The following is a 25,395-nucleotide window of genomic DNA, read 5'->3' as shown; positions in this document are numbered from 1 at the left end:
CGGCACGCTGAGCACCGCCAACGCGCGTCAGTCATCGTGCAAACCAGTGCCATGCCGAACCTCTCCGACACGCTGACCATTCTTTCGGCCATGTTCACGCCGGCGGTGCTGGTGTCGGCCTGCGGCTCGCTGATTCTGACTACCTCGCAGCGCCTGAGCCGCAGCATTGAGCGGCAGCGCGACGTGGCCAAGCAGCTGCGCCACCAGCAGCGCCACGCCGCCGCGCCCGACCCCGCCGAGCACACCCACCTGCGGCTCCAGCTCTCGTTCGCCGCCCGCCGGGCCCGCCTGCTTCAGCAGTCCATGACCATCCTGCACCTCACGTTGGCGGTGTTCATCGCCAGCATCTGCACCATCGGCATCTTCGAGCTGGTGAACAGCTCGGCCACCTGGATAATTGCCGTGCTCAGTGTGCTCGGCTCCGGCCTGCTGCTCTACGCCAGCGTGCTGCTGATACGGGAATCGCGCCTTGCACTGTCCGACGTAGCCGAGGAAACCACGTATTTGACGAAGCCGGAGTAGCGGGTAGCGCGGACTACACCGTCCGCGCTACGGTACATAAACCAGCGAACCGCTCTAAATACCTCCCTACCGCAACGCCACCAGCCCCTGGCAGAAATACCGGAAACTGGCCGACTCGTTGCCATCCGGCCGCAAGTTCAGATGTTGGGCAATGTTCTCCGACCACTCCACCTTGGCTTTGCTGGCCGGGTAATAGCCGCCCTTTCGCAGCACCCGGTGCAGGGTTTCCCAGGTGTCCGGTACCGCGTCGGGGTCGCGGGGCAGGCCTTTGAAATGGTGGGCGCGCACCCGTGGGTAGGCGGCCTGAATAGCGGCCCGGTCGCCCAGAAACCAGGCTTCCAATTCCGAAACGGCCAGCCGTGTGAGCACCCGAAAGGGCTGGCCCGCCGGGGCCATGGCTTTGGTGAGCAGCTGCGCGGCAGCTACCAACGTTTCCAGCTGCTGCTTGGCTTTCCGGCAATCGGCGTCGGCGTCCATCAGCACCACTACCCGCAGGTTGGGTTCGTGAGCCATGCGCCGGGCATAGGTTTTCAGCAGGGCCGGCAGACGTAGGAACAAGGCGGCTTTGCCTTGGTGCGGCACACAATGCCAGGTATCATCGGGCAGCAAGCGGGGCAATAGTTGCGTGAGCGCCGCTTCGGCCGAAGGCTCTTCCAGCAAAAACTCAACGTGCATCGGGAGCCGCGTTACGGGGCGCCAGCGGGTTGCCGACGGTGAAGAAATTACTCGTCCACAGGTAGCCCAGCGGCGAGCCGTCTTCCACCAGCTGCGGCACGTTCGGAATATCGGCCGTGCGCGTGGCCTGGGTGTAGCCATCGGCCCCGCGATGCAGCACCCAGACCTGCTCCGGGGCCAGGGCATCGAGCAGCAGCGGCGAATGGGTAGCCACCAGCAGCTGCCGCGTCTCGCTGGCTTTGCCCAGCTCTTCGGCCAGCCGGTACAGCAGCTGCGGGTGCAGCTCGTTTTCGGGTTCCTCCAGGCCCAGCAGCCCCGTCGCATCCGGCTCGTAGAGCAGCGTGAGCAGCGCCGCCAGCCGCATGGTGCCGTCCGACATGTACTGGGCCGGCAGCGGCTTCTCAAACGGCGCATCCCGGAAGCGCAGCAGCAGCCGCTCATCCGAGGTTATTTCCGTCACGATATCGGCCAGCCCCGGCACCCAGCGCCGCATTTGGGCCGTGATGTTGGCCAGCACTTCCGGGTGCTTGATGTGCAGGTAATAGAGCACGTTGGGCAGGTTGTCGCCGTTGGGCGAAAGCTTTTCGCGCGGCCCGGCGTCGGAATAGCCTTTCAGGTGGTCGTCGGTGAGGTGGACGTAGCGGTAGGAGGCTATATGATTAGCTATTCTAGACCCTAAAGATTCTGGACCTGAGAAATCGTTGGCAAGTTTATTTATAGATGAAATTATGGCTTGTTCTGCTGGATACCAATGATTGTATGGTATCGTGTTGCTAAAATAACCATTCACTCTGGTACCTTCCCTCCTCTCTATCTGATTAAAAGACTCACTTTTCGACAAGCTCTTATCCAAATAAAATATTCTATTTGGTAAATCTGTTGAATGCGAATTCTTCAACGCTAATTCTTCATTCTCGACGAAGCATCTTCCATCTATTTCCTCAAGCGAAATGCTATAGATTAAAGCTTCACTATTCGGAAAATCAACTTCTACTTCAAACTCTATATTCCCCTCACTCCCCCGCGTCCGCATTCCCGCAAACCGGTTCCGCTTTTCCCACGCCCCCGTCAGACTCCCCCGCACCGCTTCCGCCAGAAAATCCAGCGCATCCAGCACCGTGGATTTGCCGCTGCCATTCGGCCCAATGAGTACTGTGAGCGGCGTGAGGTCGCGAAATTCCACGTCGCGCAGGGCGCGGTAGTTTTTGATGCGCAGGTAAGTGAGGCGGGGCACGGCCGGAGCCTGGGCACTGGTGGGCATATTCAGCGGGGTTTTCTGCAAAGTAAACCGGTTTCGAACACGAAAAAGGCGGCCTCGTCTGAGGCCGCCTTTTCTGGAAGTTTGGGCTTGAGCCAGCGGGCACTATTAAGCCAGCTGGGCCGTGCGCCGGTGATACGTCACGTAAGACACCACCAGCAGCACCAGAAACACGGACGGCGCGGCGCGCACGCCCACCGGGTCGCCCGAGGCGGTGTGCGCGATAACCGCCGACACGAAGACAAAGGCGAAGCCCGCGTAGGCCCACTCCTTCAGGCGCGGGGCCATCGGGGCCAGCAGCAGCACCACGCCGAGGAGCTTGGCCACGGCCAGCTCCACCCGGAAATAGTCGGGAAAGCCCAGGTGATGGAATGCCTGCTGCATGGCCGGCGCGGTCAGGTAAGCATAGGCCGAATAGGTCATCATCAGCCCGATGAGGCCCGTGGTGGCCCAATAAAGAATGTTCGTGGCTTTCATAAAACGGCAAAAAAGAGCGGAATAAATGCTGGCCGGCCACCCGGCACGGCCAAGGGCAGAGGGCTCTACGCCGCCACGGCGTGAATTTGCTGAATGGCGGCGCGGGCGGCCATCAGCGGCACTTCGCCCAGCAGGCTCAGCTGGCCGGCGCCGATGATTTCGACATCCGTGATGCCGAGGAAGCCCAGCAGCTGCCGCAGGTAGGGCGTGGCCAGGTCGTAGCTGCTGCCCACCTCCGTGCCGCCTGAAGTCACCACCAAATAGGCCTTCTTGCCCACCAGCAGGCCCTTGGGCCCGGCTTCGGAGTAGGAAAACGTAAGGCCGGCCCGGCATATCAGGTCCACGTAGGATTTCAGCGCGGCCGGAATGCCGAAGTTGTAGATGGGCACCCCGATGATGAGCACGTCGGCAGCCTGCAGCTCGGCCACCAGCTGGTTGGAAAAGGCCAGCGCCTGCTGCTGCTCGGGGGTGCGCCGGGCCTCGGGAATGTAGAAGCCGCCAATCATCAGGTCGTTCACGAAGGGCAGGCTCGTCGACACGTCGCGTTGCGTTACGTGCAGGCTGGGGTGGTTGAGCGTGAGCTGGTGCACCAGCTCGGCCGTCAGTTTGCGGCTCACCGAAAGCTCGGTGCGGCCGCTGGAGTTCACTACAAGGGCATTCATTGTAAGGGGGTTGAAGATGATAAGAACAAAGCTACAACCACTCCTTACTTTTTGTTAGTGGTTACCTCCGTGTATACCACTTACCTTTGCATACCACCTCTTGATACATAGCCATATGTCCGTTCAAAAAAAATTTCCGCACCTCTGCCCTATCCGCCACACCCTCACCCTGATTGGCGGCAAATGGAAGCTGCCCGTCATTGCCCTGCTCCTGGACGGCAGCAAGCGCTTCACCGAAATCGAGCGCGCCATTCCCGGCATCAGCGCCCGCATGCTGATTAAGGAGCTCAAAGACCTCGAAACCAACACGCTGCTCACCCGCACCGTTTTCGCCACCGTTCCCTCCCGCGTCGAGTACCACCTCACCGACGCTGGCCGCAGCCTCGGCCCCATGCTTCACACCATGCACCTCTGGGGCGCCGAACGGCTGGCCGCCCAGGGCAAAGCAGTGCCGCCCCTGCCCGCCTCCTGCGTCGAAGTCCTGCAACCCGTGGACGCCTGAAGCGGAGTCCCGCCCCTTCCCCAACCCCACCAACGCCCGGCTAAACTAGCCGGGCGTTGTGCGTAGTGGCCTTAGTCTGATAACCTAGTCGCTGGCAAGTAGCGCGGGCGTTGCAGTCCGCGCTACATCAACCTGACCCGAGAACTGCTCTAATAAGCCGTTCGGACGCGCCGGGCCGCCGGCTGCGAACGGGATAGTTATAAAAGCACTAGCTATTTCATTAGCCCGGCAGCCCAGCCATACTGCCAGCTAAAGAGCTGATTTCTTTTTATAAATAAAACAATATCAGGCAAATCAATCAAAGCTCGTCAGTTATATTAATCATTCATTGAATCCATATTAACAAATTCCGCTGTAAGTTTCGCCCTCCATTAACCCCCTCTTACTCAATAGCCTTTGCATGGATATATTATCTACCACTTTTCTGGAACGTAGCAACGTCATTATTTCGGGCGCATCCGGCCCCGGCGTGCAGGCCATTGTCTTTCTGCACGGCCTCGGCGGCGACCAGTACGATTGGCGCCTCGTGGCCCCTGCCTTCGAAAGCCGGTACCAGGTGGTGCTGATGGACCTGATTGGCGCCGGCAAATCGGACCTGACCGCTCGTAAGCCCACTATTGCCCATCGCACGCTTCATGGCCACGCCACCGACCTGCTGGGCGTGCTCAGCGCCCTGGCCCTGCACGACGTCGTGTTCGTGGGCCATTCCGTGGCGGCCATGATTGGGGTGATTGCGGCCGTGCGCGAGCCCCAGCGCTTCGCCAAAATGGTGCTGGTGTCGCCCGCGCCGCGCTTCATCAACGGCGCCGGCTACGCGGGGGGCTTCGAGCAAAAGGACATCAACGAGCTGCTGGCCGCCATGGAAGGAGACTACCAGGGCCGGTCGCACGGCTTTGCCCCCGTGATGATGGGCCAGCACGAGCGCCCCGAGCTGGTGATGGAGCTTACTAACAGCTTCGTGCGCACCAATCCCGAAATCGCCAAGCACTTCGCCCGCGTCACGCTCTTCTCCGACACCCGCGCCGAGCTGGATTTCCTCACCATCCCCACCCTGATTGTGCAGTCGGCGCACGACACCATCGCGCCGCTGGCCGTGGGCCACTACATCAACGAGCAGCTGGCCGACAGCCGCATGGTGGTGGTGGAAACCGGCGGCCACTGCCCCCACCTCAGCGCCCCGCAGGCCACCCTCCAGGCCATGGACAATTTCCTGCACCGCGAGTTGGTGCTGCGGTAGGGTGGCGCAGGCAACACAGAACGGCATGCTTAAGCTGGAGTCCGCCTTTCCTCCTCCGACCGGTTTGCTCACAGCCGCAGGCTGAACGCCAGCGGCTCGACCACCCAGGCCCCCACGGCTCCCCGGTACACCACCCGCACCCCCGCCTCGATGGGCGTGCGCAGCCGCAGCACGTTGAAGAGCACCAGCGCATCTACGCCCGCGTTGCGGTAGTTCAGTTGGGCGGCGGCGCCCCGGAAATCATTGCCTTGGGCCACGTCGCCGAATACATCGGCCCGCAGCCGCTGCACGTAGAGCAGCCGGCCCAGCTCCCAGTGCGTGAAAGCCAGCGGCAGGTTATAGTCGAAGCTGGCTACACTGAGGTGGTCGAAGCTGGTGTAGCCCTCGCCGCGCGGAAACGATACGGCGGGCGCGAATTGGTACTGCAGCTGGTCCTGCCACTGGTAGCCGGCGCGCAACCGGATGGCGTGGTTACGGGCCAGCCCCGGCAGGTACACGCCGGCCTGCGCCGCCCACTGCCGCGCCTCCAGTCCGGTGCCGAAGGGCGTGGTGCGCCAGGTTCCCAGGAAGGTACCGCCCCACTTCGGAGCCACGCTGCGGGCGCTACGCTTGAGCTGCGTGGCGTAGCTTAAAGTCGTTTGCAAGCCGTTGAGCGGCGTATTGGGACCGGTTTCGGAGAGCTTGCGGGCGGGCAGGTCGTAGTTGTACACCTGCTCGTGCAGGAAATACGTGCCGAGTGAAAGCGCCTGCAAATACCTGGAATGCGTGAGGGTGAGCGGCAGCCGCAGCCCAGCCGTGAAGCGGGTGTACTGCCACTGGTCGCGGTAGGTAGTGCCTTTGTAAATGATGGCCGCGTCGCGCCCGCCGTAGGTCACGTCGGCATCCAGCACGGGGTAGCGGCCCTGGTAGCTCAGGGCCCCCGTGGCGCTGAAGGTGCGCTCCACCTGGTCGTAGCCCACGCCGGCAAATACCTGCGTGGTATTCAGCAAATCCTGGGAGCGCAGGCCCACGCTCACCGCGTTGCCGCTCGGGCTTTGCACCACCCCGTAGCTGAACAGGTTGAAAGCATGCCGCAGGGGCGAATACCGCTGCACGCCATAGCGCGGGGCCGCCGAATCGGGCCGCGTCAGCAGCAGGCGCGGCACCAGCTGCCCGGATGGCTCCTGCGCCGTGAGGGCGGCTGCATACGGACCGGGCACGTCCACCGTAGGGGTGGGCACCGGCACCCAAGTGGCCGTATCAAGGGTCATTTCGACTATCCGCGCGCCGGTGGCCCGGTAGTCGTAAAAAGCCAGGGTGCGGCCATTCGGGGCCACGGTGGCGTGGTAGGCCCCCAGCAGGCGCGCCGCCACCCGAAAGATTTTCCCTTGGCCATCAACCGCATAGATGTTGTCAATACCGGACTGCGACGAATTATAAAGCACGTAATTGCGCCAGCACTGAGGGTTGGCCAGGTTCACATTGGCCACGGGCAGCAGGTTGCTGCCGCCGCCGGTATCGGCATTTAGCTCCTGAATGGTTTTGCCGGCCGCCGTCAGCGTCACGGTGACAATGGCTTCGCCGCTGGGCGTCCAGCGGGGCTGCTGGTAGAAGTCGTTGTGCGGGTTGGGCAGCGTCCGGATAACCTGCCCGGTTTCCGCATCGAGGACGACCAACGCATGATGGTAGGCTTCATCGGTGCTGACGGCCAACACCCGCCGGCCATCGGGCGAGAGGTCGGCGGTTGAGTAGCGCCCGCCCCGGCCGATGCGCGTGAGTTGGCCGGTTTTCAAGTCCAGTACTTTCAATTCCGACGCAATGCGCTGTCCCCAGCGCGCATCCTGCTGGAACTCGGGCCACACGGCCTTGCCGCCGCTCACCGACAGCATTTCGGGGATATTGAGCTGGCCGGGCGTAAACACTTTTTGTTCCGCGCCGTGGCGGCTCAGCAGCACCAGCTGCGGGATGTCGTCGAGGCCGGTTTTGAGGGCCAGTACCGTGCTGTCGGTCACGTACTGCGGGTATTGGTACTGCGTGAACACCTTCTCCGAGGCCGAAACCACCAACTCCTTCGCTGGCGTAGCGGCCGGCTGCGCCACCTGCTGCGCCCGCCAGGCCGAGTCGATTTCGGCCATGCTGCGGCCATACAGCTGCTCCACCGTGAGGCCGGTGCTGCGCCGGATGCCGTTGGAAAACGAGAACGGGTAAAAGGGAAACCGGTAGTACTTATCCAGCGCTTTCGACCACACGGCCGGTCCGTAGTGCGTTTTCAGGTACGACGTCATGAAATAGCCCAGCACGTACCAATCGGGCACATTGTCGCGCAGTGAGCCGTTCACGGCCTTCTGGTAGGAGTAGTCACGGCCGGCCAGCAGGTTGGCCCGCAGCCCCACGTTGAAGCTCGGAATGCGCCCGCGCCCGCTGCGCGTGAGGGCGGTTTCGGTGCCCACGGCGTCGCCCTCAAAAAACCACTGCGGCACGCCCACCGCCGCAATGCCCAGCGCGCCATCGCCAAACAGCGGCCCCAGCGCCTTGCCGATGCCCTGCCGGGCTTTCTCAAATTGCCCTACGTGCCGAAACTCGTGCACCACCAGCCCATCGAGCCAGTCCACAGTGCCCAGCCCGAAGCCCTGCTGCGGCGTGGTGAAAAACTCGGCGTGCCGGGGCAAAAACGTCACGAAGCCGTTCGGCACCGTGGTCTGGTTCTGCATCACCACCGCAATGGGCCGGGGGCTCACACCGAGCGTGGCCACGTCCGGCCCGTGCAGCTGCTCCAGCCGCGCCGCCGTGCGCCGCGCCGCCGAGTCGATTCCGCCCGCATACAGCACCCGGAAATGCGGCGTGTTTACAGTACGCCAGCGCAGGGCCGGCGGGTTTTGGCTGAGAATGGGCAGGCTTTGGGCGCGGGCCGGAGCGGTAAAGAACAGGCTCAGTAGCCCCGGCAGCAGCAAACGACGCATCGGTGGCGGGTGGGTGTTGGAAATCGAGTGGTTGAACGGGCCGCTAAAGAACGTCATGCCGGGCGGAGCACAGCGCTGGAACCGCGGCTCGTTGCGGGTGCACAAAGCCCCGCCCCACTTCGATTTGTTGGCCCGATGGCATCGCCGACCGCCGCGGCATCAGCAGCAGTAAACGCATCAAGGTCGCGGAGTTGACCACGCGGCAGCCTTCCCTACGCGCGGGATGTGAACTTTCTTTAGCGGCACGCGTTAAGGCTGAAAATATAATCAATGTAGATACATATTATGTAGGAACATTGATTATATTTGCATCGTCAATTCACCTTTTCAACCCCCAACGTCATGTCCGAAACCACCACCGCCACCAAATGGGTACTTGACCCCATGCACTCCGAAGTGCAATTCAAAATCAAGCACTTGGTTATTTCCACCGTCACCGGCTCCTTCAAAACCTTCCAGGGTTCGATGGAATCGGAAGGCGACAACTTCGAAAACGCCAAAGTTGAGTTCTCGCTCGACGTCGAGAGCGTCGACACCAACCAGGAGCAACGCGACGGCCACCTGAAAAGCGAAGAGTTTTTCGACACCGCCAATTTCCCACACATCAAATTTGAGTCGACTTCCTTCGTGAAAGAAAGCGGCGACAATTACAAGCTGACCGGCAACCTCACGATGAAAGACGTGACCAAGGCCGTGACCCTGGAAGCCGAATATGGCGGCTCGGCCGTCGATTTCTACGGCAACCACAAGGCCGGCTTCGAAGTAACCGGCAAAGTGAACCGCAAAGATTTCGGCCTCACCTGGGGCGGCATCACCGAAACCGGCTCTATCGTGCTGGGCGACGACGTGAAGCTGATTATCAACGTGCAGTTCGCCAAGCAGGCGTAATTGCCGCATACGCGCGTCGTTTCGCTATTGCAAAGGCAGCTGCTCCGATTGGGGCAGCTGCCTTTTTTTTGTAGCCCACGCAACGCGTACCGGTCAGGAGAATAAGGCTGGAGGTTCCAGCGCTGTATTTCCCTTCTTATGCCCCGTTTCTCCTACTTTTTGGGCCTGTCTGCTTTGGCCATCAGCAGCTTAGCAAGCTGCGATAAATCCCACGCCCCTGGCCCGACTCCTACTACATGTTTTCCCGGCCCGCTGCCGACCGGCTTCTCGGGCGTGGTGCTGAGTGACCGGTGCTGGGATGGCATCCTGATTCAGGTAGACAGCCCGTTTCCCATCGGGCAATCCATCCAGTCGTACACCTCGCCCGACAGTTTGGGCAATACCAACGTCATCGCCGCCACCAATTCGGCCGATTTCGGGGTTCTCAACCGGCGGGGCCAACGCATCTACTTCACCTACAACACCGACCCAAACCGCAAAGCCACTCCGCGCGTCTGCACCGCCAACCAGGCTCCGTTTGCTATTCCGCACATGGTGCTGGACACCATTTCGGCCATACCGGGCACTCCTGCTAATCACTAATTGGGACCATCCGGCCGGATTCAGCCAACGAAAAAGGCGACCCATTGAGGTCGCCTTTTTCGTTGAAACGGGGTTGCGCGAGGCGCTAGGCCGACAGCAGCTCCTTGTCCGGCACGCTCTGGTCTTTCAGCGTGGCGGTGCCGCGCTCCTTGCGCGTGATGCGCGAGTAGAGGCTGATTTCCTGGTCGAAGAGGAACATGAGGAACAGCTTGGTGTAGCTGGTGTGGGCCAGCAGCGGCTCGTAGAACTCGGGCGCGATGGCCTTGATTTTGGGCAGGTTGTTCCACGGAATGCTGGGCATGTCGTGGTGCTCGTTGTGGAAGCCCACGTTGAGGTTGATGCCGTTGAGGCGGCCGTAGTAGGAATAGGTTTCCTGGGTGTCGCTCAGGGTGAGGTAGTGCTCCTGAATCCAGCGGGCGCCCAGCGGGTGCAGGCCGACGGAGAACCAGAAGCTGAGGAACAGGTAGAGCAGGGCCGTCCAGCCGAAGAAGTAGACGATGGCCACATCGAAGGCAATCTGGGCTGCGATGTTGGCAAAAACATACTTATCGACGGTAGCGATTTCGCGGCAGCGAATGGTGCGAATGAGCTGGAAAACCGGGAAGAAAAACAGCCAGATGGCTTTGCCGATGCTGTAGTTGTTAATCAGCTTGGCCTCGTACCAGTCGGGCAAATCCGCGTCCAGCTCGTGCACGCCCTGAAAAACGTGGTGCTTGATGTGGAAATTCTTGAAGCTGATGGCCGTGGGGAAAATCGACGGGAAATTGGCCACGATGCCGGTGGCCACGTTCTGCCACAGCTTGCGGAATACCAGGTTGTGGGCCGCTTCGTGAATAACCACGAACAGCGTGTGCGAGAAAAACGCGCCCACCAGGTAGGCCACCGGAATGGTCCAGTACCAGGCCTGGTTGCGCAGGAAATACGCCAGGGCCACCTGGGCCACCACGCAGCCCATGCCGATGAGGAACGTGGTGGGGTTGCGGGTCATCAATTGCTTCACCTCGGGGTGGGCCTTGATGATTTGGCGGGTGCGCACGCGGTGCGGCTCGGGGGCTGTGGCAACGGTGAAGGCAGTGGGGGCTTGGGCCATAAAGAGCAGAAAGCGGGCGCGGCAAGTGGTAGCGCGCCTGGGCTTTCAGACAAAAATACGGCAAATAGGTTCAGGTTGCTCCCGGCGGCGGCCCTACGGCAGGCGGCGCAGCCAGGCCTGGGCATCTTCCAGCTGGCCGAACATCTTTAGCTCAAACCGGTCGCTGATGCGCTGGTGCAGGTCCTCCATCGACAGCTGGCCGAACACGCCGGGCGCCAGCACCTGGGCAAAATAGCGCAGGCCGGCCTGCATGATGCGCGGCGTCCAGACCTGCGCAATCCACTCATTGGCGTTCACAAACCGGCCCACCAGCTCGCGGTGGTCGTTGAGGAGCTTGGCGCACGGCTCGGCCCGCAGCATATCGATGTACGCCAGGCCGCCGGCCTGAATGGTTTCGAGGGATTGCACGCCCGACCATTGCGCATGAATCCAGTGGTTTACCCGGTCGCGGGTGGCCGAGAGGTAGATATGGCCATCGGGCCGCCGGAAGGTGAGCGTATCAGCAGATTGCACGGGAAACGGGTAGTTAAAGCGCAAAATCAGGTTATCAGGTTCTTCAAGCTAATCATCAAGCTACATTTGCTTCAGCCAGGCCTTGGCGGTTTCGAGGTCGTCGAAGGTGGCCACCACCGGGTTGCCCGCCGTGAATTGCAGCGTCAGGTCCGTCGACAGACGACTGTAAAGGTTGGGCGAATACACCCAGGCAAAATAGTGCAGGCCGCCGGCCGTCATGGCCGGAAACCACTCCTTGCCGCCCCACTCAGCCGCCTCGCTCCACATGCTGGTCACGCCGGTGTTGTCGTTCAGCACCTTGTGGCAGCGTTGCAGTTGCAGCAGCCGCAGCATTTCCAAGGCTCCGTGCTGCACGCTGGCCAGGTCCTGGTCGCCGTGCCAGTCCGCGTATAGCCATTCGTTGATATGGTCGTAAGCAATGGTGATGTGTGCTGCTTCAAGTAAAATTTGTAGGGCCATAGTGGAAAAAGGCAAGGGCAATTCGCCTTGCTACGGCTAATACGTAGCAAAAGATGCGGGCTTTCCCCCGCTTTCCAACAGATTTATTTTGAATTTTATCACTTGCCGGCCGTATTGACGGGCTTAGGCTTTTTACGTATAAATACTTACGCCAGAATTAAGGACCAACAATTGGCGAAATAAACCTGTTTAGCACGGGCCGGCTGTGTCCCAATCAGCGACGCTTCACACTTCAGCGGTGCCGGCGGCGGCGTTTTACCGCCAGCCGCAAGCCGGACCGGCCTTGCGTTTCGTATAGTGCTACGGCGGCACGGGCCCGGCGTAAGGTTTGTCGCCCGGCCGCGTCTATCGCTGCAAACGGGCCGGTTGCGGCATCATTTCTGTCTTACTCACCCCATGAAAAACCAATTGAAATCCCTGGCTAGTCTGAGCGTGCTGGCGTTCACGTTCGCGTGCGGCTCGCAGCAGCCCGCCGATGCCCAGAACCCGCCGCGCTCCACGGCCGGCTTCGCCCCGGCCAACCTCACCGGCCTGGCCCAGGCCACCTTTGCCGGCGGCTGCTTCTGGGCGCAGGAAGAGGCTTTTGAGCAAATAAAAGGCGTGAAGCAGGTGGTGAGCGGCTACGCCGGCGGCACCAAAGCCAACCCGACGTACGAGCAGGTGGCCGACCAAAACACCGGCCACACCGAAACGGTGCAGATTTACTACGACCCCAAAACCATCAGCTACCAGGAGCTGACCAATATCTTCTTCACCGCCTCGCACGACCCCACCCAGCTCAACCGCCAGGGCCCCGATACCGGCCCCGAGTACCGCTCGGCCGCGTTCTACCGCACGCCGGAGGAGAAGCAAATCCTGGAAGCCACCATCGCCAAAGTCAACGCCTCGAAAGAGTACGACGGCAAAATCGTGACCCAGGTGATGCCGTTCCAGAAATTCTGGCCCGCCGAGGACTACCACCAGGGCTACTACCGCTTGCACCCCGAAAACCCGTACATCGCCAACGTATCGGCCCACAAAGTGGAGCACGTGCAGAAGCTGTTTCCTAAGGATTTGAAGAATCCGCTCTAATGCCCGTGCTGCGTTGCAGCTACTTGCGTAGAAGCCCCGACCAGTCTGGCCGGGGCTTTTGTTTTCTGCCTTGAACCCGCCCAAGCAAGGGCCTATCTTTGGAATCGAAAAGGCACCCACAGCCGGCCGGTTTTTGTTGAACGCTTCGTTTATGCCTCCCTCCGCCCTGCCTGCTCTCGACTTTGAGCTGCTGTTTTCGTCGGCTCCGGCCCCGCACGGCGTGCTGGCTCCGGATGGCACGGTGCTGACCCTGAACTTGGCTATGACTGCCCTGCTGTCGCCTGGCGTGGCGGCTACGCTGCCGGGGCTGCCCGTGGCCGCCCTGCGCGCGGCCGCCGAAACCACCGGCGCCACACTGGCCGATGCCGCCGCGTGGGAAGCCGGCACAGCGGCTGCCTTTGCAGGTGTGCCCCAGGTGCTTACCCCCAAAGTAGCCGCTGCAGACGCTGCCGGTGCAGCCCCGCGGCAGTACTGGCAGGCCACCCTGCAGCCCGTGCCCCTTGCGCAGCCCCGCTATGTGCTGGTGCGCCTCCTGGACGTGAGCGTGCAGCTGCTGAGCGAGGAGGCCGAAGCGCTGGCCACCGCCCGGGCTGAGCAGGAGCGGGAGCAGTTCAACTTCCTGGCCGAAAGCCTGCCCCAGCTGGTGTGGGCCGCCAACGCCCAGGGCCAGGTCGACTACACCAACCGGCGCTTCATCGACTACACGGGCCACGATGTGCTGCGAATGGATGAGGACGCGAAACAGGCGCTGTGGCAGCAGCTCATTCATCCCGATGACCTGGCCGGAATGTACAGCCGCTGGGCCGAGGCTTTGGGCGCGGGCCAGCCTTTCGAGCTGGAGTTTCGGATGCGCGGGGGCAATGAGGAGTACCGGTGGTTTCTGGTGCATGTGGTGGCGCAGCGGGGGCCCGCCGGGCAAGTGCAGCGCTGGTTTGGCCTGTGCACCGACGTGGATGCCCACCACCGCACCCAGCAGCTAGTGGACGACCAGCAACGCCACATGCAGCGCATTCTCGACCAGCTGCCCCTCACCATCAGCACCATGGAGGGGCCGGATATGGCCTTTACGTTTCTCTCGGCCCGCGCCCGGGAAGCCATGGGTGCGCGGGCCGCAGTGGGGCGTACGGTGGCCGAAAGCCTGCCCGAAATTGCCGCTCAGGGCTACCTGCAATTGCTGCGGCAAGTGCTGGAAACCAACCAGCCCGTGCTGGGCCACGAGGAGCGCAGCACCCTGGCCGACGCCGCCACGGGCGAGCTGCGCGAGCACTACAATAACTTTGGCTACCTGCCAATGGCCGGCGAAAGCGGTGCTGCGCCGGGCGTGCTCGCCTATAGCCTCGACGTGACCGAGCAGGTGCTGGCCCGGCAGCGCAGCGAGGCCCTGACGGCCGAAGCCCAGGCCGCCGACCAGCGCCTGCGCCGCGTGACCGAAAGCCTGCCGTCCATCACCTTCATCAGCGACCAGGAGGGGCGGGTGCTGTACCTCAGCCCCCAGTGGTACGCCTACACCGGCACCGACCCGGCCGACGACCTCTCCCACTCGTGGATGGCCTGCCTGCACCCGGACGATAACGCCCGGATAGCGCGCCAGTACGCCGCCGCCCTGGCCAACGGCACGCCGTGGCAATACGAGCTGCGCCTGCGCCGGCACGACGGCAAATACCGCTGGTTTGTGAGCCAGGGCGTGCCCGAGCCGCTGGAAGAAGCCCAGGCGGCGGGCCGCTCCCGCCAGTGGTTCGGCTCCGACCTCGACATCCACGAGCTGCACGAGGCCCGGCACCGGCTGGAGGTGAAGGACCGGCAGCTCAGCCAGATTCTGAGCCAGGCCCCGGCCCTGATTGCCACCATGGCAGGCCCCGAGCACCGCTTCACTTTCACCAACGCCGGTTTCGATGCCCTGGTGGGAAACCGCGCCCAGTTGGGCCAGCCCGCCGCCCAGCACATTGCCGAAGCGGAAGCCCAGGGCTTCCTTGAGCTGCTGGACAATGTGTACCGTACCGGCGCGCCCTTTGTGGGCCAGGAAATGCCCGCCATGTTGCTGGACCCGGCCACGGGCCAGACGCAGCAGTCCTACCTCGACTTCACTTATCAAGCCCTGCGCGATGAGCAAGGCCGGATAACCGGCATCCTGGCGTTTGCGGTGGACGTGACCCGGCGCGTGCTGGCCCGCCGCGACGCCGAAGCACTGGCCGCAGAGGTGAGCCAACGCGACGAGCAGATTCGGGCCATCACGGCTTCGGTACCGGTTTTCATTTTCAATTTCGACGCCAGCGGGGTTATCACCTACACCAACCCGTACTTCTACGAGTACACCGGCCGGGCTCGCACCGCGTCGCCCGATGATGCCTGGGAGGCCCTGCCGCCCGCCGACCGGGCGGCCGTGAGCGCCGTGGCCCGGGCGGCCATGGCCGCCGGCGAGGCCTGGCAGGCCACGTTCCGGTGCCGCCGCCACGACGGCGAACTGCGCTGGTTTCAGACCAAGGTGCAGCCCTATACCGATGCGGCCGGGCAGCTGGCCGGGTTCAGTGCGGCCACGGTGGAAATCCACGAGCTGCTCGCGCGCACCGAGGAGCTGGTGCGCAGCCGCGAAGACTTTGCCGCCCTGGCCGACAACATCGCCCAGCTGGCCTGGATGGCCGATGCCACGGGCCACATCTTCTGGTACAACCAGCAGTGGTACGACTACACGGGTTCAACCGAAGCAGACATGCAGGGCCGGGGCTGGACGCAGGTGCACGACCCCGCCCTGGTGGCCGGCGTGAACGAGCGCTACCTGGCCAGCATTCGGGCCGGGCAACCCTGGGAGGACACGTTCCCGCTGCGGCGGCACGACGGGCAATACCGCTGGTTTCTGAGCCGCGCCCGGCCCATCCGCGACGCGGCCACGGGCGAAGTGCGGCGCTGGTTTGGCACCAACACCGACGTGACCGAGCTGCGCCAGCTGCAGCAGCAGCTGAGCGAGAGCGAGGAGGAGCTGCGCATTCAGGCCGAGAGCATTCCGCAGCAGGTGTGGACGGCCCGGCCCGACGGCACGGTGGACTTCTATAACCACCGCACCGCTGCTTACGTGGGCGAATCGATGGAGAAGAACGGGGCCGCGCACTGGCTCAGCTTCGTGCACCCCGACGACCGCGCCCTCATGCAGCAGCGCTGGGAGCAGGCCATTGCCACCCAGCGCTACTACGAGGCCGAGTTCCGCCTGCGCCGCTACGATGGGCACTACCGCTGGTTCCTGGGCCAGGCCCAGGCCCGCCGCGCGCCCGGCGGCCAGGTGCTGAAATGGTACGGCACCAACACCGACGTGCACCAGCAGCGCCAGCTCACGGAGGAGTTGAGCCGCCGCGAGGAGCAGTTCCGCTTCCTGGCCGAAAGCCTGCCCCAGATGGTGTGGACCAGCACCGGCGTGGGCGGCAACGACTACATCAACCAACGCTGGTTCGACTACACGGGCCTGGTGCCGGCCGAAACCGGCGACCGCGCCAACTGGCCGGCCGTCATTCACCCCGACGACCTGACCCTGACCAACCAGCGCTGGCAGCGCAGCGTGGAAACCGGGGAGTTCTTCGAAATCGAATACCGGTTCCGCCGCCACGACGGGGCGTACCGCTGGTTTCTGGGGCAGGGCCGGCCCCAGCGCCAGGCCGACGGCCGCATCCTCAAATGGTTTGGCACCTGCACCGACATCGACGACCAGAAGCGGGCGCAGCAGCAGCTCGAAGTCCAGAACGCCCGCCTGGTGCGCACCAACGAGGACCTGGACAACTTCGTGTACACGGCCTCGCACGACCTCAAGCAGCCCATCAACAACATGGCCGGCATCTTTGAGGAGCTCACCCGCACGGCCTACTTCCGCGACCCCGACGCCGTGAAGCTCATCAGCTACTTTGAGCGGGCCCTGGCCCAGATTTTTGCCACGATTGACGACCTCAGCGCCATCGTGCAGGTGCAGCGCCAGCAGCAGGAACGGCCCGCCGAGGCCGTGGCTCTGGCCCCGCTCGTGGCCGACGTCATCGGCAGCCTGCAGGACCAGGTGACGCAGACGGGGGCCACGTTTGAGCTGGACTTTGCCACCTGCCCGGTCATTCCTTTCGTGCGGCCCAACCTGCAGAGCGTCATTTTCAACCTTCTCAGCAACTCGCTCCGGTACGCCGCGCCGGGCCGCCCGCCCGTCATCCGCCTCAGCAGCACCCCCGACGTGGTGACTGGCCGCCCCATCCTCACGGTGCAGGACAACGGCCTGGGCATCGACCTGGAGCGGTTTGGGCCGCAGCTCTTCCAGCTGTTCCGCCGCTTCCACACCCATGTGGGCGGCACCGGCATGGGCCTCTACCTGGTCAATCGCATCGTGCAGAACCACGGCGGCCGGCTCGAAGTGAGCAGCACGGTGGGCGAAGGCACCACGTTCCAGATTTTCCTGTAGCCCGCCGGGCTGCCCACATGCGCGGCCGGCGTCCTCGACCGTGGGGACGCCGGCCGCGACCGTGAGGACGGGGCGCACGGCCATGGGCAGCAACGGCCCGATTGCGGGGAAAGCACGGGCGGCTTTGGGTTGTTAGATTTCCACTGGCTTTCTTTGCCCACGACAGTTTTTATCTCCGCTCGCATGAGTATTCGCCTTCCCAACGCCGCCTCGGTGCTGCAGTCCAAGCTGCCGGATGTGGGCGTCAGCATCTTCACCCAAATGACCCTGCTGGCCCAGGAAACGGGCGCCATCAACCTCGCCCAGGGCTTCCCCGACTACGACCCGCCGCAGGAGCTGCTGGAGGCCCTGGCCCGCCACGCCCGCACGCCCGGCCACCACCAGTACGCGCCCATGCCGGGCCTGCTCCGGCTGCGCGAGGCCATTGCCGCCCAGGTGGCCCGCCTCCACGCCGACGCCCCCGCGCCGGATGCGGCCACCGAAATCACCATCACGGCCGGGGCCACCGAGGCGCTGTACGCCGTGCTGGCCGCCGTGGTGCGCCCCGGCGATGAGGTGGTGGTGTTCGAGCCGGCGTATGATTTGTACGGCCCGGCCATTCGGCTGCAGGGCGGCGTGCCGCGCTACGTGCGCCTGCCCGCCCCGCACTTCCGGCCCGACTGGGACGCCGTGCGCCGGGTGGTGTCGCCCCGCACCCGCCTCGTGCTGGTGAACACGCCCCACAACCCCAGCGGGGCCGTTTTCACGGCCGACGACTGGCACGAGCTGGCCCGCCTGCTGGCCGGCACCGATGCCCTCGTGCTCAGCGACGAAGTGTACGAGCACCTCGTGTTCGACGGGGCGCCCCGCATGAGCGCCCGCCAGCACCCGGCCCTGCGCGAGCGCAGCTTCGTGCTTTCGTCCTTTGGCAAAACCTACCACGCCACCGGCTGGAAGGTGGGCTACTGCATTGCCCCGCCCGCCCTCACCACCGAGGTGCGGCGCGTGCACCAGTTCCTCACCTTTGCCGTGAACACGCCCACCCAGCACGCCCTGGCCGACGCCCTCGAAAACGACCCCGCCGACACCCACGCCCACGGCCTGGCCGCCTTCTACCAGGCGAAGCGCGACCAGTTCCGCGCCCTGCTGGCCGATGGCGGCTGGGACCTGCTGCCCGTGCCCGGCGGCTACTTCCAGCTGGCCCGCTACGACGCTCTTTCGCCCGCCACCGACCTGGCCTTTGCCCAGTACCTGGCCCGCGACAAGGGCGTGGCCGTGGTGCCGGTTTCAGCCTTTTACCACGACGGGTTTGATGATGGGTTGATTCGGTTTTGCTTTGCCAAGGAAGCGGCGACGCTGGATGCCGCGGCGGAGCGCCTGCGGTAACGTGATGCGTTGATTAATCGATGTGCGGATGTGCTGGGAGAATGTTGCCTTGGCAAAGGATTCCAGCCCTTCCGAAATCGTCGGCTAATCGGTCCATCAACAAATCAGCACATCGATTACTCAACACATCTTCTCATGTCCGACCTCACTGTTTCCTTCGTGCAGACGGAGCTGCACTGGCACGATGCCGCCGCCAACCGTGCCGCCATCGCCCAGCACCTCGGCCACCTCACCGGGCCCACCGACCTCATTGTGCTGCCCGAGATGTTCACCACCGGCTTCAGCATGGACGCTCCCGGCCAGGCCGAAACCATGGCCGGCCCCACCGTGGCGTGGCTGCGCGCCCAGGCCGCCGCGCACAACGCCGTGGTCACCGGCAGCGTCATCATCGAAGAAGACGGGGCCTACTTCAACCGCCTGCTCTGGGTGCGCCCCGACGGCAGCCTGAGCGCCTACGACAAGCGCCACCTCTTCACGCTGGCCGGCGAGCAGCACACCTACACGCCCGGCCGCACCCGCCTGGTGGAGGAGTGGCGCGGCTGGCGCATCTGCCCGCTGGTGTGCTACGACCTGCGCTTCCCCGTCTGGAGCCGCAACCAGCCCATCGAGCCCTACGACCTGCTGCTGTACGTGGCCAACTGGCCCGCCGTGCGCCGCACCGCCTGGATGACTTTGCTCCGCGCCCGCGCCATCGAAAACGTGGCCTGCGCCCTGGGCGTGAACCGCGTGGGCCGCGACGGCCTTGGCCACGACTACGCCGGCGATTCCGCCCTCATCGACGCCAGGGGCAACTATCTGGTGGAGGCCCACGCCCAGGCCGGCATCTTCACCCACACCCTGAACCGGGAAGAGCTGGAGGATTTCCGCGCCAGGTTCACGGCCCTGAACGACGGCGAAGCCTTTGAGCTGCGCGGTACAGCAGGCATCAACGTGTAGCCCCGATAGGGCGGCAGGCCGGTAGCTACCGCCACGGAATGGAACGAGAAAGCCCCAGCGGGGCGACCCTTGCGTGGTACAAGGGTCGCCCCGCTGGGGCTCTTGATTACCGGGAAGCGCCCGATATTGCCGGCCTGCCGCCCAGAAAGGGCTGCTATCCTACCGCACCAGCAGGCGCTGCACGGCGGCCGCGCCATCGGCGCTTTGGGCGCGCACCAGGTACACGCCGGGAGCCAGGCCGCTCAGACTCAGGGTGTGCTGGCGCTGGGGCGTTGCCACCGTTTGCACCACGCGGCCGGTGAGGTCGAGCACGGTGAGGCGGGTGGGCAGGGCGGTTTCGACGGTGGCCGTGGCGGTGGCGGGGTTGGGGTAAATGCTGAGGGCCAGGGCATGAGTAGCTTCGGTGTGGGTGGCGGTGACCACGCGGTTGCGGGTGCCGTAGCTGAGAATGCCGCCCGCCTCAATGCCCGCGAACACCTCGGGGGCACTGTCGGCGTTCAGGTCGGCGGCCGCCAGACCGTAGTGCGAGTAGATGTCTTTGCCCAGGCGGGTGAGCTCATACACGCCGCTGAGGGCGTTGTACAGCAGGTCGGTGCGGCCCGAAAAGATGCCGCGCTGGGCGCGGAAGTTGGTGTAGAGGCTCAGCAGGCCGGTGGCATCGGCCGTGAGCAGGTCGGGCAGGCCGTCGCCGTCGAAGTCGGCCACCGTGGGGCTCAGGTTGTAGGGGCGCAGGCCGGTGGCCTCGCGCAGGTGGCCAAAGTCGTTGTCCACCAGCACAAACGCGCTGTCGAGCGGCCCCCGGCCCCGGTTGCGGAAGTAGCGCAGGCTCATGCCGGGCTCGCGCACTTCGTTGGTGCCGATGAGCAGGTCGACGTAGCCGTCGTTGTCCACGTCGGTGAAGCAGGGCATGTCCTGCTTGCTGTAGGGCAGCACGCCCGTAGTGGGCGTGTAGGTGGTGGGCGGCGCAGTGGTGGCCGGTCCCTGCGGCTTGAAATTAACGGCGCGGGCCGCATCGAAAGCCACGGCCTGGCCGGCCCGGGCCGTGTTCAGGATGTAGTAGATGACGTTGGTGCCCCGGTCGTAGCAGGAGTAAGCGAGGTCGATGGCGCCGTCGCGGTTCAGGTCGACCAGCACCGGCTTGATGCCGAGCAGGCTCTGGGCGGACAGGCCCAGGTAGTCGCTGCTCATCAGCTGGAAGATGGGCCGGGTGCGGGTGCCCACGTTGCGGTAGTACGTGAGGTTGGCGCGGTACACGTTGCCGACGCGGTCGGCCTGGTTGCCGACGAGCATGTCGGTGAGGCCGTCGCCGTCGATGTCGCCGAAGGTGGGCGCGGCGCCTTCGCTCACGTCAATCATCTCGTTTTGCAGGAAGCCGGCGGCCTGGTTGGTGTACACGGGCGCGCCGCTGGCCGCCGAGTTGGTGAACAGCTGCACGTTGCCGCGCATGCTCACCAGGTCCGACACGTTGTTGAGCATGTTGGACGCCACCACCAGGTCGGCTTTGCCATCGAAATTGGCATCGAAGGAATACCCCGCCGGAAAGACCGGCACCCGCGCCGGCGTGGCCGCCGAGGGAAAGCTGGCCGCGATGCCCGCCTGCGTGAGCACCGGCACCGCCGTCGTGCCCAGGTTGAGCAGGCGCGTGAGCTCGGGGCAGTTGTCGCGGCCGTCGAGCAAGTCCTGGTCGCCGTCGCCGTCGAGGTCGAGGAGCAGCAGGCTGTGGCCGCCGGTGTGCGTGGTGCGCGCGGCCGTGAAGCACTGCTGGCCGTTGAACATGAACTCGGCGCAGCCCCCGCAGGCCTGGATGCCGCCCCAGTTATCGGTGTTCAGGCTGAAGGTGAGGGCGCTGCCGCAGGTGCCGGGGCTGGTGTTGAGGTATTGCTCGATGAAGGACGCGCTGACGAAATCATAGGTCATGATGTCGAGCTTGCCGTCGCCGTTCACGTCCTGGATAGCCGGCAGGTTGTAGCCGCCAATGGTGAGGTTGGCCGTGCCCGAAAACGTGCCGCTGAAACGAATCTGGTTGGTGGTGAGCGTGAAGCTGGGCCGGCCGTTCACCAGCACGTTGCGGAACACCCGGATTTCGCCGCCGTTGATGTAGGTGAACAAGTCGGGGCGGCCGTCGCAGTCGTAATCGCGCAGCAGGGCCCAGCCTTGCAGGTCGGCGGGGAAAATATTCTCGTACTGCGGGGCGTACTGCCAGCGGCGGCCGGCGGCGGTGCCCGGCGCGGCCACGCTCAGAAAGGTGTAGCAGCGGCTGCTTTCGTGGTCGAAGGCAAACAGGTCGTTTTGCCCGTCGTTGTTCAGGTCGATGGTGCTGAACTGCGGCGTGTTGAGGCCCCCGCCCCAGGCGTTGCGCAGGGTATCGGTGCCCTGCACCACGGCGGCGGCGGGCCGGTATTCAAAGCCAAAGCCCGCGCCTGACTGGGCCTGCGCGGCCGTAGCAACAGCCAGCAGCGCCAGCAGGAAAGTGTAAAATCGAAGCATGAGCAAAAGTGCAGATGAGAGGTGGACGTAGGACGACGGGCCGCGATACAAAAATCACGCCCACCTTTGCAGAAAGTTACATCCAGCCCGTAATTTCAGTTCATGCCCACGCCGCTCTATTCGCATTACCTGGCCGCCGGCGGCCACGTCAGCACCGATTCGCGCCAGCCCCAGGCCGGCACGCTCTTCTTCGCTCTGAACGGCCCCAGCTTCCGGGGCGCGGCCTTCGCGGCCCAGGCGCTGGAAAAAGGCGCTCGTCACGCCGTGGTCGATGACATTCTCCTGGCCACGGCCGACCCCGCCCGCTACACCTACGCCCCCGACCCGTTGGTGGCCCTGCAGAACCTGGCCCGGCACCACCGCCAGCAGTTCCGCATCCCGGTGCTGGCCGTGACGGGCTCGAACGGCAAAACCACCACCAAGGAGCTGCTCACGGCCGTGCTGGCCCGGAAATTCAAGGTTCTGGCCACCATCGGCAACCTCAACAACCACATCGGCGTGCCCCTCACCTTGCTGCGCCTGCGCACCGGCGAGCACGACTTTGCCGTGATTGAGATGGGGGCCAACCACCGGGGCGAAATCGCGCAGCTGTGCGAAATCGCGCAGCCCACCCACGGCCTCATCACCAACATCGGCAAGGCCCACCTCGAGGGCTTTGGCGGGGCCGAGGGCGTGGCATTGGGCAAGGGCGAGCTGTTCGACTACCTCACCCGCACCGGCGGCACGGCCTTCGTGAACACGCTGGATGCGCGCCTGCCCTCCCTGGCCGCCCAGGTGCCCGTCATCCTCAGCTACCCCCGCCTGATGGATAACTACCCCGCCACGCTGCTTTCCGCCACGCCCGCCGTGGTGCTGCGCCTGGCCGATGGCACCGACGTAGCCGCCCAGCTCACCGGCGACTACAACTTCCCCAACCTGGCCGCCGCCGCCGCCGTGGGACTGCACTTCGATATTCCGACTGCTAAAGTGGCCGCCGCTCTGGCCGGCTACAACCCGCAAAACAACCGTTCGCAACTGCTGCGCACCGCCGCCGGCAATGAGCTGGTGCTGGACGCCTACAACGCCAACCCCAGCAGCATGGCCGTGGCCCTGCGGAGCTTCGCGGCCCGCCCCGTGGCGGCCGGGCAAACCAAGCTGGTCATCCTCGGCGACATGTTTGAGCTGGGCGAGGACAGTGCCGCCGAGCACCGCGCCCTGGGCCGGCTACTGGCCGAGCTATACTTGCCCCAGATACTGCTCATCGGCCCGGAAATGGCTGGCGCAGCCGCCGCGGCTACCACCATTCAACATTTCACCACCAAAGCCGAAGCCGCCGAATGGCTGCGCCAGCACCCCGTGCGCAGCCGGCAAGTGCTGGTGAAAGGCAGCCGCGGCATGGCCCTGGAAACCCTGGTGGAGCTGCTCTGATTTCATTTACCAGGTATCAGTTAGCAGTTAACAGCCGTTCTAATGGGCCATAAAGCACCACCAGAACGGCTGTTAACTGCTAACTGATACCTGGTAAATGACTTAAAACGGGCTGTCCAGGTTGGCCAGCGTGGGCAGAATGGCATCTTTGGGCGATACCAGCGGGCTTTCAATATTCCAATTAATTCCCAGCGCGGGGTCGTTCCAGAGCAGGCCGCCCTCGGTGGGCGGGGCGTAGTAGTTCGAGCATTTGTAGAGGAAAAGCGTGTCGTCCTCCAGCGCCACGAAGCCGTGGGCGAAACCGATGGGCACGTACAGGATGTTGCCCAGCGCGGCGCTCAGCTCCACGGTGGCGTGCTGGCCGTAGGTGGGCGAGGCGAGGCGGATATCCACCACCACGTCGAGGACGCGGCCCTGGGCCACGCGCACCAGCTTGGCCTGCGCGTGCGGCGGGCGCTGGAAATGCAGGCCGCGCAACACGCCGGGCTGCGACTTGCTCTGGTTGTCCTGCACCCAGTCGAGGTCGGCGGGCACGCCACCCTCGTTCATCAGGCGGGCGCTGTAGGTTTCGTAGAAAACCCCGCGCGGGTCACCAAACAAGCGGGGAATGAATTCGACCAAACCGGCCAGGGCGTGTTGTTTTACTTGCATCGGGCACAAAAATACGTTGGCATGCGGCGGGCTACCGCATTGGGGGCTGGCATTTATTGCACCGCCGCCACCGCCTGTAAATATTGCTCCAGCACCAGCTTCTCGTCAAATTTGGTTTCGGCGAGGTAGCGGCTGTTCTGGCCCATGCCCTGCAAATCGGCATCGGAGAGGCGCAAAACCTGAATCATTTTGGCGGCCAGGTCTTCGCCGCTGCGCACCTGGCAGAGGTAGCCGTTGCGGCCGTCGACTACGGTTTCGCGGCAGCCGGGCACGTCGGTAGTCACGAGGGGCTTGCCCACGGCGGCGGCTTCGAGCAGGGTTTTGGGGGTGCCTTCGCGGTAGCTGGGCAGCACCACGCAGTCGGCCTGGTGCAGGTGGGCGGGCACGTCGTCGGAGCGGCCCAGGTACTCAATGTCGCCGGTTGTCAGCCATTCTTCGAACGTGGCGCGGGGCACGCCCACGCCGCCGGCCTCATCGAGCCCGCCCAGCAGCTGAATGCGCGTGCCGGGCACGGCCTGCCGGATGATTTTGGCCGCTTCGAAGTACTCGACCACGCCCTTCTCATAGAGCACCCGCGCCACCATCAGGAACACGAACGGGGTTTGGCGGGTGAACTGCGCGGCGGGCCGGAACCGGGCCGTATCAACGCCGGAGCCGGGCAGCAGGCCGGTGATTTCCTTGCGCACCAGGCCGTGGTCGAGGAAGAGCTGCCGGTCGTCGCCGTTCTGGAAAAACACTTTGTGCGGGAAGCGGAAGGCGAAGCGGTAGAGCCCCAGCGCCACCTTGCTCACAAAGTTTTTGATGATGAACACCGTGCCCAGCCCGCTCACATTGTTGATGCTGGGGATGCCTGCCAGCCGGGCCGCGATGCTGCCGTAGATGTTGGGCTTGATGGTGTAGTGCAGCACCACGTCGGGCTTTTCGCGCCGGTAAATCTGGTAGAAGCGGCGGGTGAGGGCGGCGTCTTTCACCGGGTTGGTGCCCTTGTTCTCCATCAGAATCGGGACGAAGCGGCAACCCAGCTCGGTTTCGAGGCGCGCCGAATAGTCGTCGGGCGGGGCAATGGCCAGCACCTCGTGGCCCGCAGCCTGCAAGGCCCGCACGAGGCTGGCGCGAAAATTCCAAATATTCCAGCTGGTGTTGATAACTAAAGCGACGCGCAAAACGGGGAGTTGGTGAGGGGTGAAATCCTGAATTAAAAGCAAAGGTCGGCCTTACGGATTTTACCTCCACCGGTTTGCGCAGCAGCTCACA

21 protein-coding genes are annotated in these 25,395 nt (G+C 64.0%); 10 read left to right on the top strand and 11 right to left on the bottom strand.

Annotated elements, in window-relative coordinates; all coding sequences use genetic code 11:
- The first annotated feature begins 51 nt into the window (after positions 1-51).
- Complete coding sequence (locus J4G38_RS03010; RefSeq protein WP_210518379.1) at positions 52-522, top strand: DUF2721 domain-containing protein; 471 nt, start codon at positions 52-54, stop codon at positions 520-522.
- A gap of 66 nt (positions 523-588) precedes the next feature.
- Here J4G38_RS03010 and J4G38_RS03005 read toward each other — a convergent pair whose 3' ends face one another.
- From J4G38_RS03005 to J4G38_RS02990, 4 genes are all read right to left on the bottom strand, one after another.
- Positions 589-1,197 (bottom strand): DUF4276 family protein, encoded by a 609-nt coding sequence (locus tag J4G38_RS03005; protein ID WP_210518377.1) that lies wholly within the window; start codon positions 1,195-1,197, stop codon positions 589-591.
- Complete coding sequence (locus J4G38_RS03000) at positions 1,187-2,458, bottom strand: AAA family ATPase (protein WP_210518375.1); 1,272 nt, start codon at positions 2,456-2,458, stop codon at positions 1,187-1,189. Before J4G38_RS03000 ends, J4G38_RS03005 begins: the two co-directional genes overlap by 11 nt.
- A 105-nt stretch (positions 2,459-2,563) precedes the next feature.
- On the bottom strand, positions 2,564-2,932 hold the full coding sequence (locus J4G38_RS02995; RefSeq protein WP_210518373.1) for a DoxX family protein: 369 nt from the start codon (positions 2,930-2,932) through the stop codon (positions 2,564-2,566).
- A 65-nt stretch (positions 2,933-2,997) separates the two neighbouring features.
- A complete protein-coding gene (locus J4G38_RS02990; RefSeq protein WP_210518372.1) occupies positions 2,998-3,594 on the bottom strand; it encodes an FMN-dependent NADH-azoreductase in 597 nt (198 codons plus the stop codon).
- Positions 3,595-3,709: 115 nt separating this feature from the next.
- Between J4G38_RS02990 and J4G38_RS02985 the strand changes: the two genes are divergently transcribed.
- Together J4G38_RS02985 and J4G38_RS02980 are read left to right on the top strand one after the other, a co-directional pair.
- Entirely contained in the window at positions 3,710-4,096 is a 387-nt protein-coding gene (locus tag J4G38_RS02985; RefSeq protein ID WP_210518371.1) for a winged helix-turn-helix transcriptional regulator, read from the top strand.
- A gap of 400 nt (positions 4,097-4,496) precedes the next feature.
- A complete protein-coding gene (locus tag J4G38_RS02980; protein ID WP_210518370.1) occupies positions 4,497-5,333 on the top strand; it encodes an alpha/beta fold hydrolase in 837 nt (278 codons plus the stop codon).
- A gap of 68 nt (positions 5,334-5,401) precedes the next feature.
- Here J4G38_RS02980 and J4G38_RS02975 read toward each other — a convergent pair whose 3' ends face one another.
- Positions 5,402-8,272, bottom strand: a complete 2,871-nt coding sequence (locus J4G38_RS02975; RefSeq protein ID WP_226163084.1) for a TolB family protein — start codon at positions 8,270-8,272, stop codon at positions 5,402-5,404.
- Between the two features lie 342 nt (positions 8,273-8,614).
- On the opposite strand from J4G38_RS02975, the gene J4G38_RS02970 reads away from it, so the two are divergent.
- Together J4G38_RS02970 and J4G38_RS02965 are read left to right on the top strand one after the other, a co-directional pair.
- Positions 8,615-9,160 (top strand): YceI family protein, encoded by a 546-nt coding sequence (locus J4G38_RS02970; protein WP_210518368.1) that lies wholly within the window; start codon positions 8,615-8,617, stop codon positions 9,158-9,160.
- 138 nt (positions 9,161-9,298) lie between these two features.
- On the top strand, positions 9,299-9,742 hold the full coding sequence (locus tag J4G38_RS02965) for a hypothetical protein (protein ID WP_210518367.1): 444 nt from the start codon (positions 9,299-9,301) through the stop codon (positions 9,740-9,742).
- Between the two features lie 85 nt (positions 9,743-9,827).
- On the opposite strand, the gene J4G38_RS02960 is transcribed toward J4G38_RS02965, so the two are convergent.
- The 3 genes from J4G38_RS02960 to J4G38_RS02950 form a co-directional block, all read right to left on the bottom strand.
- Positions 9,828-10,832 (bottom strand): fatty acid desaturase, encoded by a 1,005-nt coding sequence (locus J4G38_RS02960; protein WP_210518366.1) that lies wholly within the window; start codon positions 10,830-10,832, stop codon positions 9,828-9,830.
- Positions 10,833-10,925: 93 nt separating this feature from the next.
- Positions 10,926-11,345 carry a hypothetical protein gene (locus tag J4G38_RS02955; protein WP_210518364.1) on the bottom strand — a complete coding sequence of 140 codons (420 nt, stop codon included), beginning with the start codon at positions 11,343-11,345 and terminating at the stop codon, positions 10,926-10,928.
- A gap of 60 nt (positions 11,346-11,405) precedes the next feature.
- Positions 11,406-11,804, bottom strand: coding sequence for a hypothetical protein (locus tag J4G38_RS02950; RefSeq protein WP_210518361.1), 399 nt, complete (start codon positions 11,802-11,804; stop codon positions 11,406-11,408).
- A gap of 396 nt (positions 11,805-12,200) precedes the next feature.
- Here J4G38_RS02950 and msrA point away from each other — a divergent pair, with 396 nt between their 5' ends.
- The 4 genes from msrA to J4G38_RS02930 all read left to right on the top strand — a co-directional run bounded on the left by msrA (position 12,201) and on the right by J4G38_RS02930 (position 19,596).
- Complete coding sequence (msrA, locus tag J4G38_RS02945) at positions 12,201-12,875, top strand: peptide-methionine (S)-S-oxide reductase MsrA (RefSeq protein WP_210518359.1); 675 nt, start codon at positions 12,201-12,203, stop codon at positions 12,873-12,875.
- 151 nt (positions 12,876-13,026) lie between these two features.
- Positions 13,027-17,295, top strand: a complete 4,269-nt coding sequence (locus tag J4G38_RS02940) for a PAS domain-containing sensor histidine kinase (protein ID WP_210518357.1) — start codon at positions 13,027-13,029, stop codon at positions 17,293-17,295.
- A gap of 183 nt (positions 17,296-17,478) precedes the next feature.
- A complete protein-coding gene (locus J4G38_RS02935; RefSeq protein WP_210518355.1) occupies positions 17,479-18,660 on the top strand; it encodes a methionine aminotransferase in 1,182 nt (393 codons plus the stop codon).
- 135 nt (positions 18,661-18,795) lie between these two features.
- Positions 18,796-19,596 carry an amidohydrolase gene (locus J4G38_RS02930; RefSeq protein WP_210518353.1) on the top strand — a complete coding sequence of 267 codons (801 nt, stop codon included), beginning with the start codon at positions 18,796-18,798 and terminating at the stop codon, positions 19,594-19,596.
- A 159-nt stretch (positions 19,597-19,755) separates the two neighbouring features.
- Here J4G38_RS02930 and J4G38_RS02925 read toward each other — a convergent pair whose 3' ends face one another.
- Complete coding sequence (locus tag J4G38_RS02925) at positions 19,756-22,083, bottom strand: T9SS type A sorting domain-containing protein (RefSeq protein WP_210518352.1); 2,328 nt, start codon at positions 22,081-22,083, stop codon at positions 19,756-19,758.
- A 102-nt stretch (positions 22,084-22,185) separates the two neighbouring features.
- Between J4G38_RS02925 and J4G38_RS02920 the strand changes: the two genes are divergently transcribed.
- A complete protein-coding gene (locus tag J4G38_RS02920; RefSeq protein ID WP_210518351.1) occupies positions 22,186-23,490 on the top strand; it encodes a UDP-N-acetylmuramoyl-tripeptide--D-alanyl-D-alanine ligase in 1,305 nt (434 codons plus the stop codon).
- Between the two features lie 102 nt (positions 23,491-23,592).
- Here the strand turns inward: J4G38_RS02920 and rfbC are convergent, their stop codons facing one another.
- On the bottom strand, positions 23,593-24,141 hold the full coding sequence (gene rfbC / locus J4G38_RS02915) for a dTDP-4-dehydrorhamnose 3,5-epimerase (protein ID WP_210518350.1): 549 nt from the start codon (positions 24,139-24,141) through the stop codon (positions 23,593-23,595).
- A gap of 53 nt (positions 24,142-24,194) precedes the next feature.
- Positions 24,195-25,304 (bottom strand): glycosyltransferase family 4 protein, encoded by a 1,110-nt coding sequence (locus J4G38_RS02910; RefSeq protein WP_210518349.1) that lies wholly within the window; start codon positions 25,302-25,304, stop codon positions 24,195-24,197.
- Positions 25,305-25,395 lie beyond the last annotated feature (91 nt).

The sequence above is a fragment of the Hymenobacter terricola genome (genome assembly GCF_017921975.2).
Taxonomy (GTDB): Bacteria; Bacteroidota; Bacteroidia; order Cytophagales; family Hymenobacteraceae; genus Hymenobacter; species Hymenobacter terricola.
The sequence above is the reverse complement of the archived record's forward strand: the minus strand, read 5'-3'. Positions and strand labels throughout refer to the sequence as shown.

What these genes read in the sequence shown, in the direction of transcription:
- J4G38_RS02925 (WP_210518352.1), bottom strand. Translation starts at nt 22,083, where the DNA reads ATGCTTCGATTTTACACTTTCCTGCTGGCGCTGCTGGCTGTTGCTACG.
- J4G38_RS02975 (WP_226163084.1), bottom strand. Translation starts at nt 8,272, where the DNA reads ATGCGTCGTTTGCTGCTGCCGGGGCTACTGAGCCTGTTCTTTACCGCT.
- J4G38_RS02965 (WP_210518367.1), top strand. Translation starts at nt 9,299, where the DNA reads ATGCCCCGTTTCTCCTACTTTTTGGGCCTGTCTGCTTTGGCCATCAGC.
- J4G38_RS03000 (WP_210518375.1), bottom strand. Translation starts at nt 2,458, where the DNA reads ATGCCCACCAGTGCCCAGGCTCCGGCCGTGCCCCGCCTCACTTACCTG.
- J4G38_RS02960 (WP_210518366.1), bottom strand. Translation starts at nt 10,832, where the DNA reads ATGGCCCAAGCCCCCACTGCCTTCACCGTTGCCACAGCCCCCGAGCCG.
- J4G38_RS02980 (WP_210518370.1), top strand. Translation starts at nt 4,497, where the DNA reads ATGGATATATTATCTACCACTTTTCTGGAACGTAGCAACGTCATTATT.
- J4G38_RS02930 (WP_210518353.1), top strand. Translation starts at nt 18,796, where the DNA reads ATGTCCGACCTCACTGTTTCCTTCGTGCAGACGGAGCTGCACTGGCAC.
- msrA (WP_210518359.1), top strand. Translation starts at nt 12,201, where the DNA reads ATGAAAAACCAATTGAAATCCCTGGCTAGTCTGAGCGTGCTGGCGTTC.
- J4G38_RS03010 (WP_210518379.1), top strand. Translation starts at nt 52, where the DNA reads ATGCCGAACCTCTCCGACACGCTGACCATTCTTTCGGCCATGTTCACG.
- J4G38_RS02990 (WP_210518372.1), bottom strand. Translation starts at nt 3,594, where the DNA reads ATGAATGCCCTTGTAGTGAACTCCAGCGGCCGCACCGAGCTTTCGGTG.
- rfbC (WP_210518350.1), bottom strand. Translation starts at nt 24,141, where the DNA reads ATGCAAGTAAAACAACACGCCCTGGCCGGTTTGGTCGAATTCATTCCC.
- J4G38_RS02920 (WP_210518351.1), top strand. Translation starts at nt 22,186, where the DNA reads ATGCCCACGCCGCTCTATTCGCATTACCTGGCCGCCGGCGGCCACGTC.
- J4G38_RS02985 (WP_210518371.1), top strand. Translation starts at nt 3,710, where the DNA reads ATGTCCGTTCAAAAAAAATTTCCGCACCTCTGCCCTATCCGCCACACC.
- J4G38_RS02935 (WP_210518355.1), top strand. Translation starts at nt 17,479, where the DNA reads ATGAGTATTCGCCTTCCCAACGCCGCCTCGGTGCTGCAGTCCAAGCTG.
- J4G38_RS02970 (WP_210518368.1), top strand. Translation starts at nt 8,615, where the DNA reads ATGTCCGAAACCACCACCGCCACCAAATGGGTACTTGACCCCATGCAC.
- J4G38_RS02995 (WP_210518373.1), bottom strand. Translation starts at nt 2,932, where the DNA reads ATGAAAGCCACGAACATTCTTTATTGGGCCACCACGGGCCTCATCGGG.
- J4G38_RS02940 (WP_210518357.1), top strand. Translation starts at nt 13,027, where the DNA reads ATGCCTCCCTCCGCCCTGCCTGCTCTCGACTTTGAGCTGCTGTTTTCG.
- J4G38_RS02950 (WP_210518361.1), bottom strand. Translation starts at nt 11,804, where the DNA reads ATGGCCCTACAAATTTTACTTGAAGCAGCACACATCACCATTGCTTAC.
- J4G38_RS03005 (WP_210518377.1), bottom strand. Translation starts at nt 1,197, where the DNA reads ATGCACGTTGAGTTTTTGCTGGAAGAGCCTTCGGCCGAAGCGGCGCTC.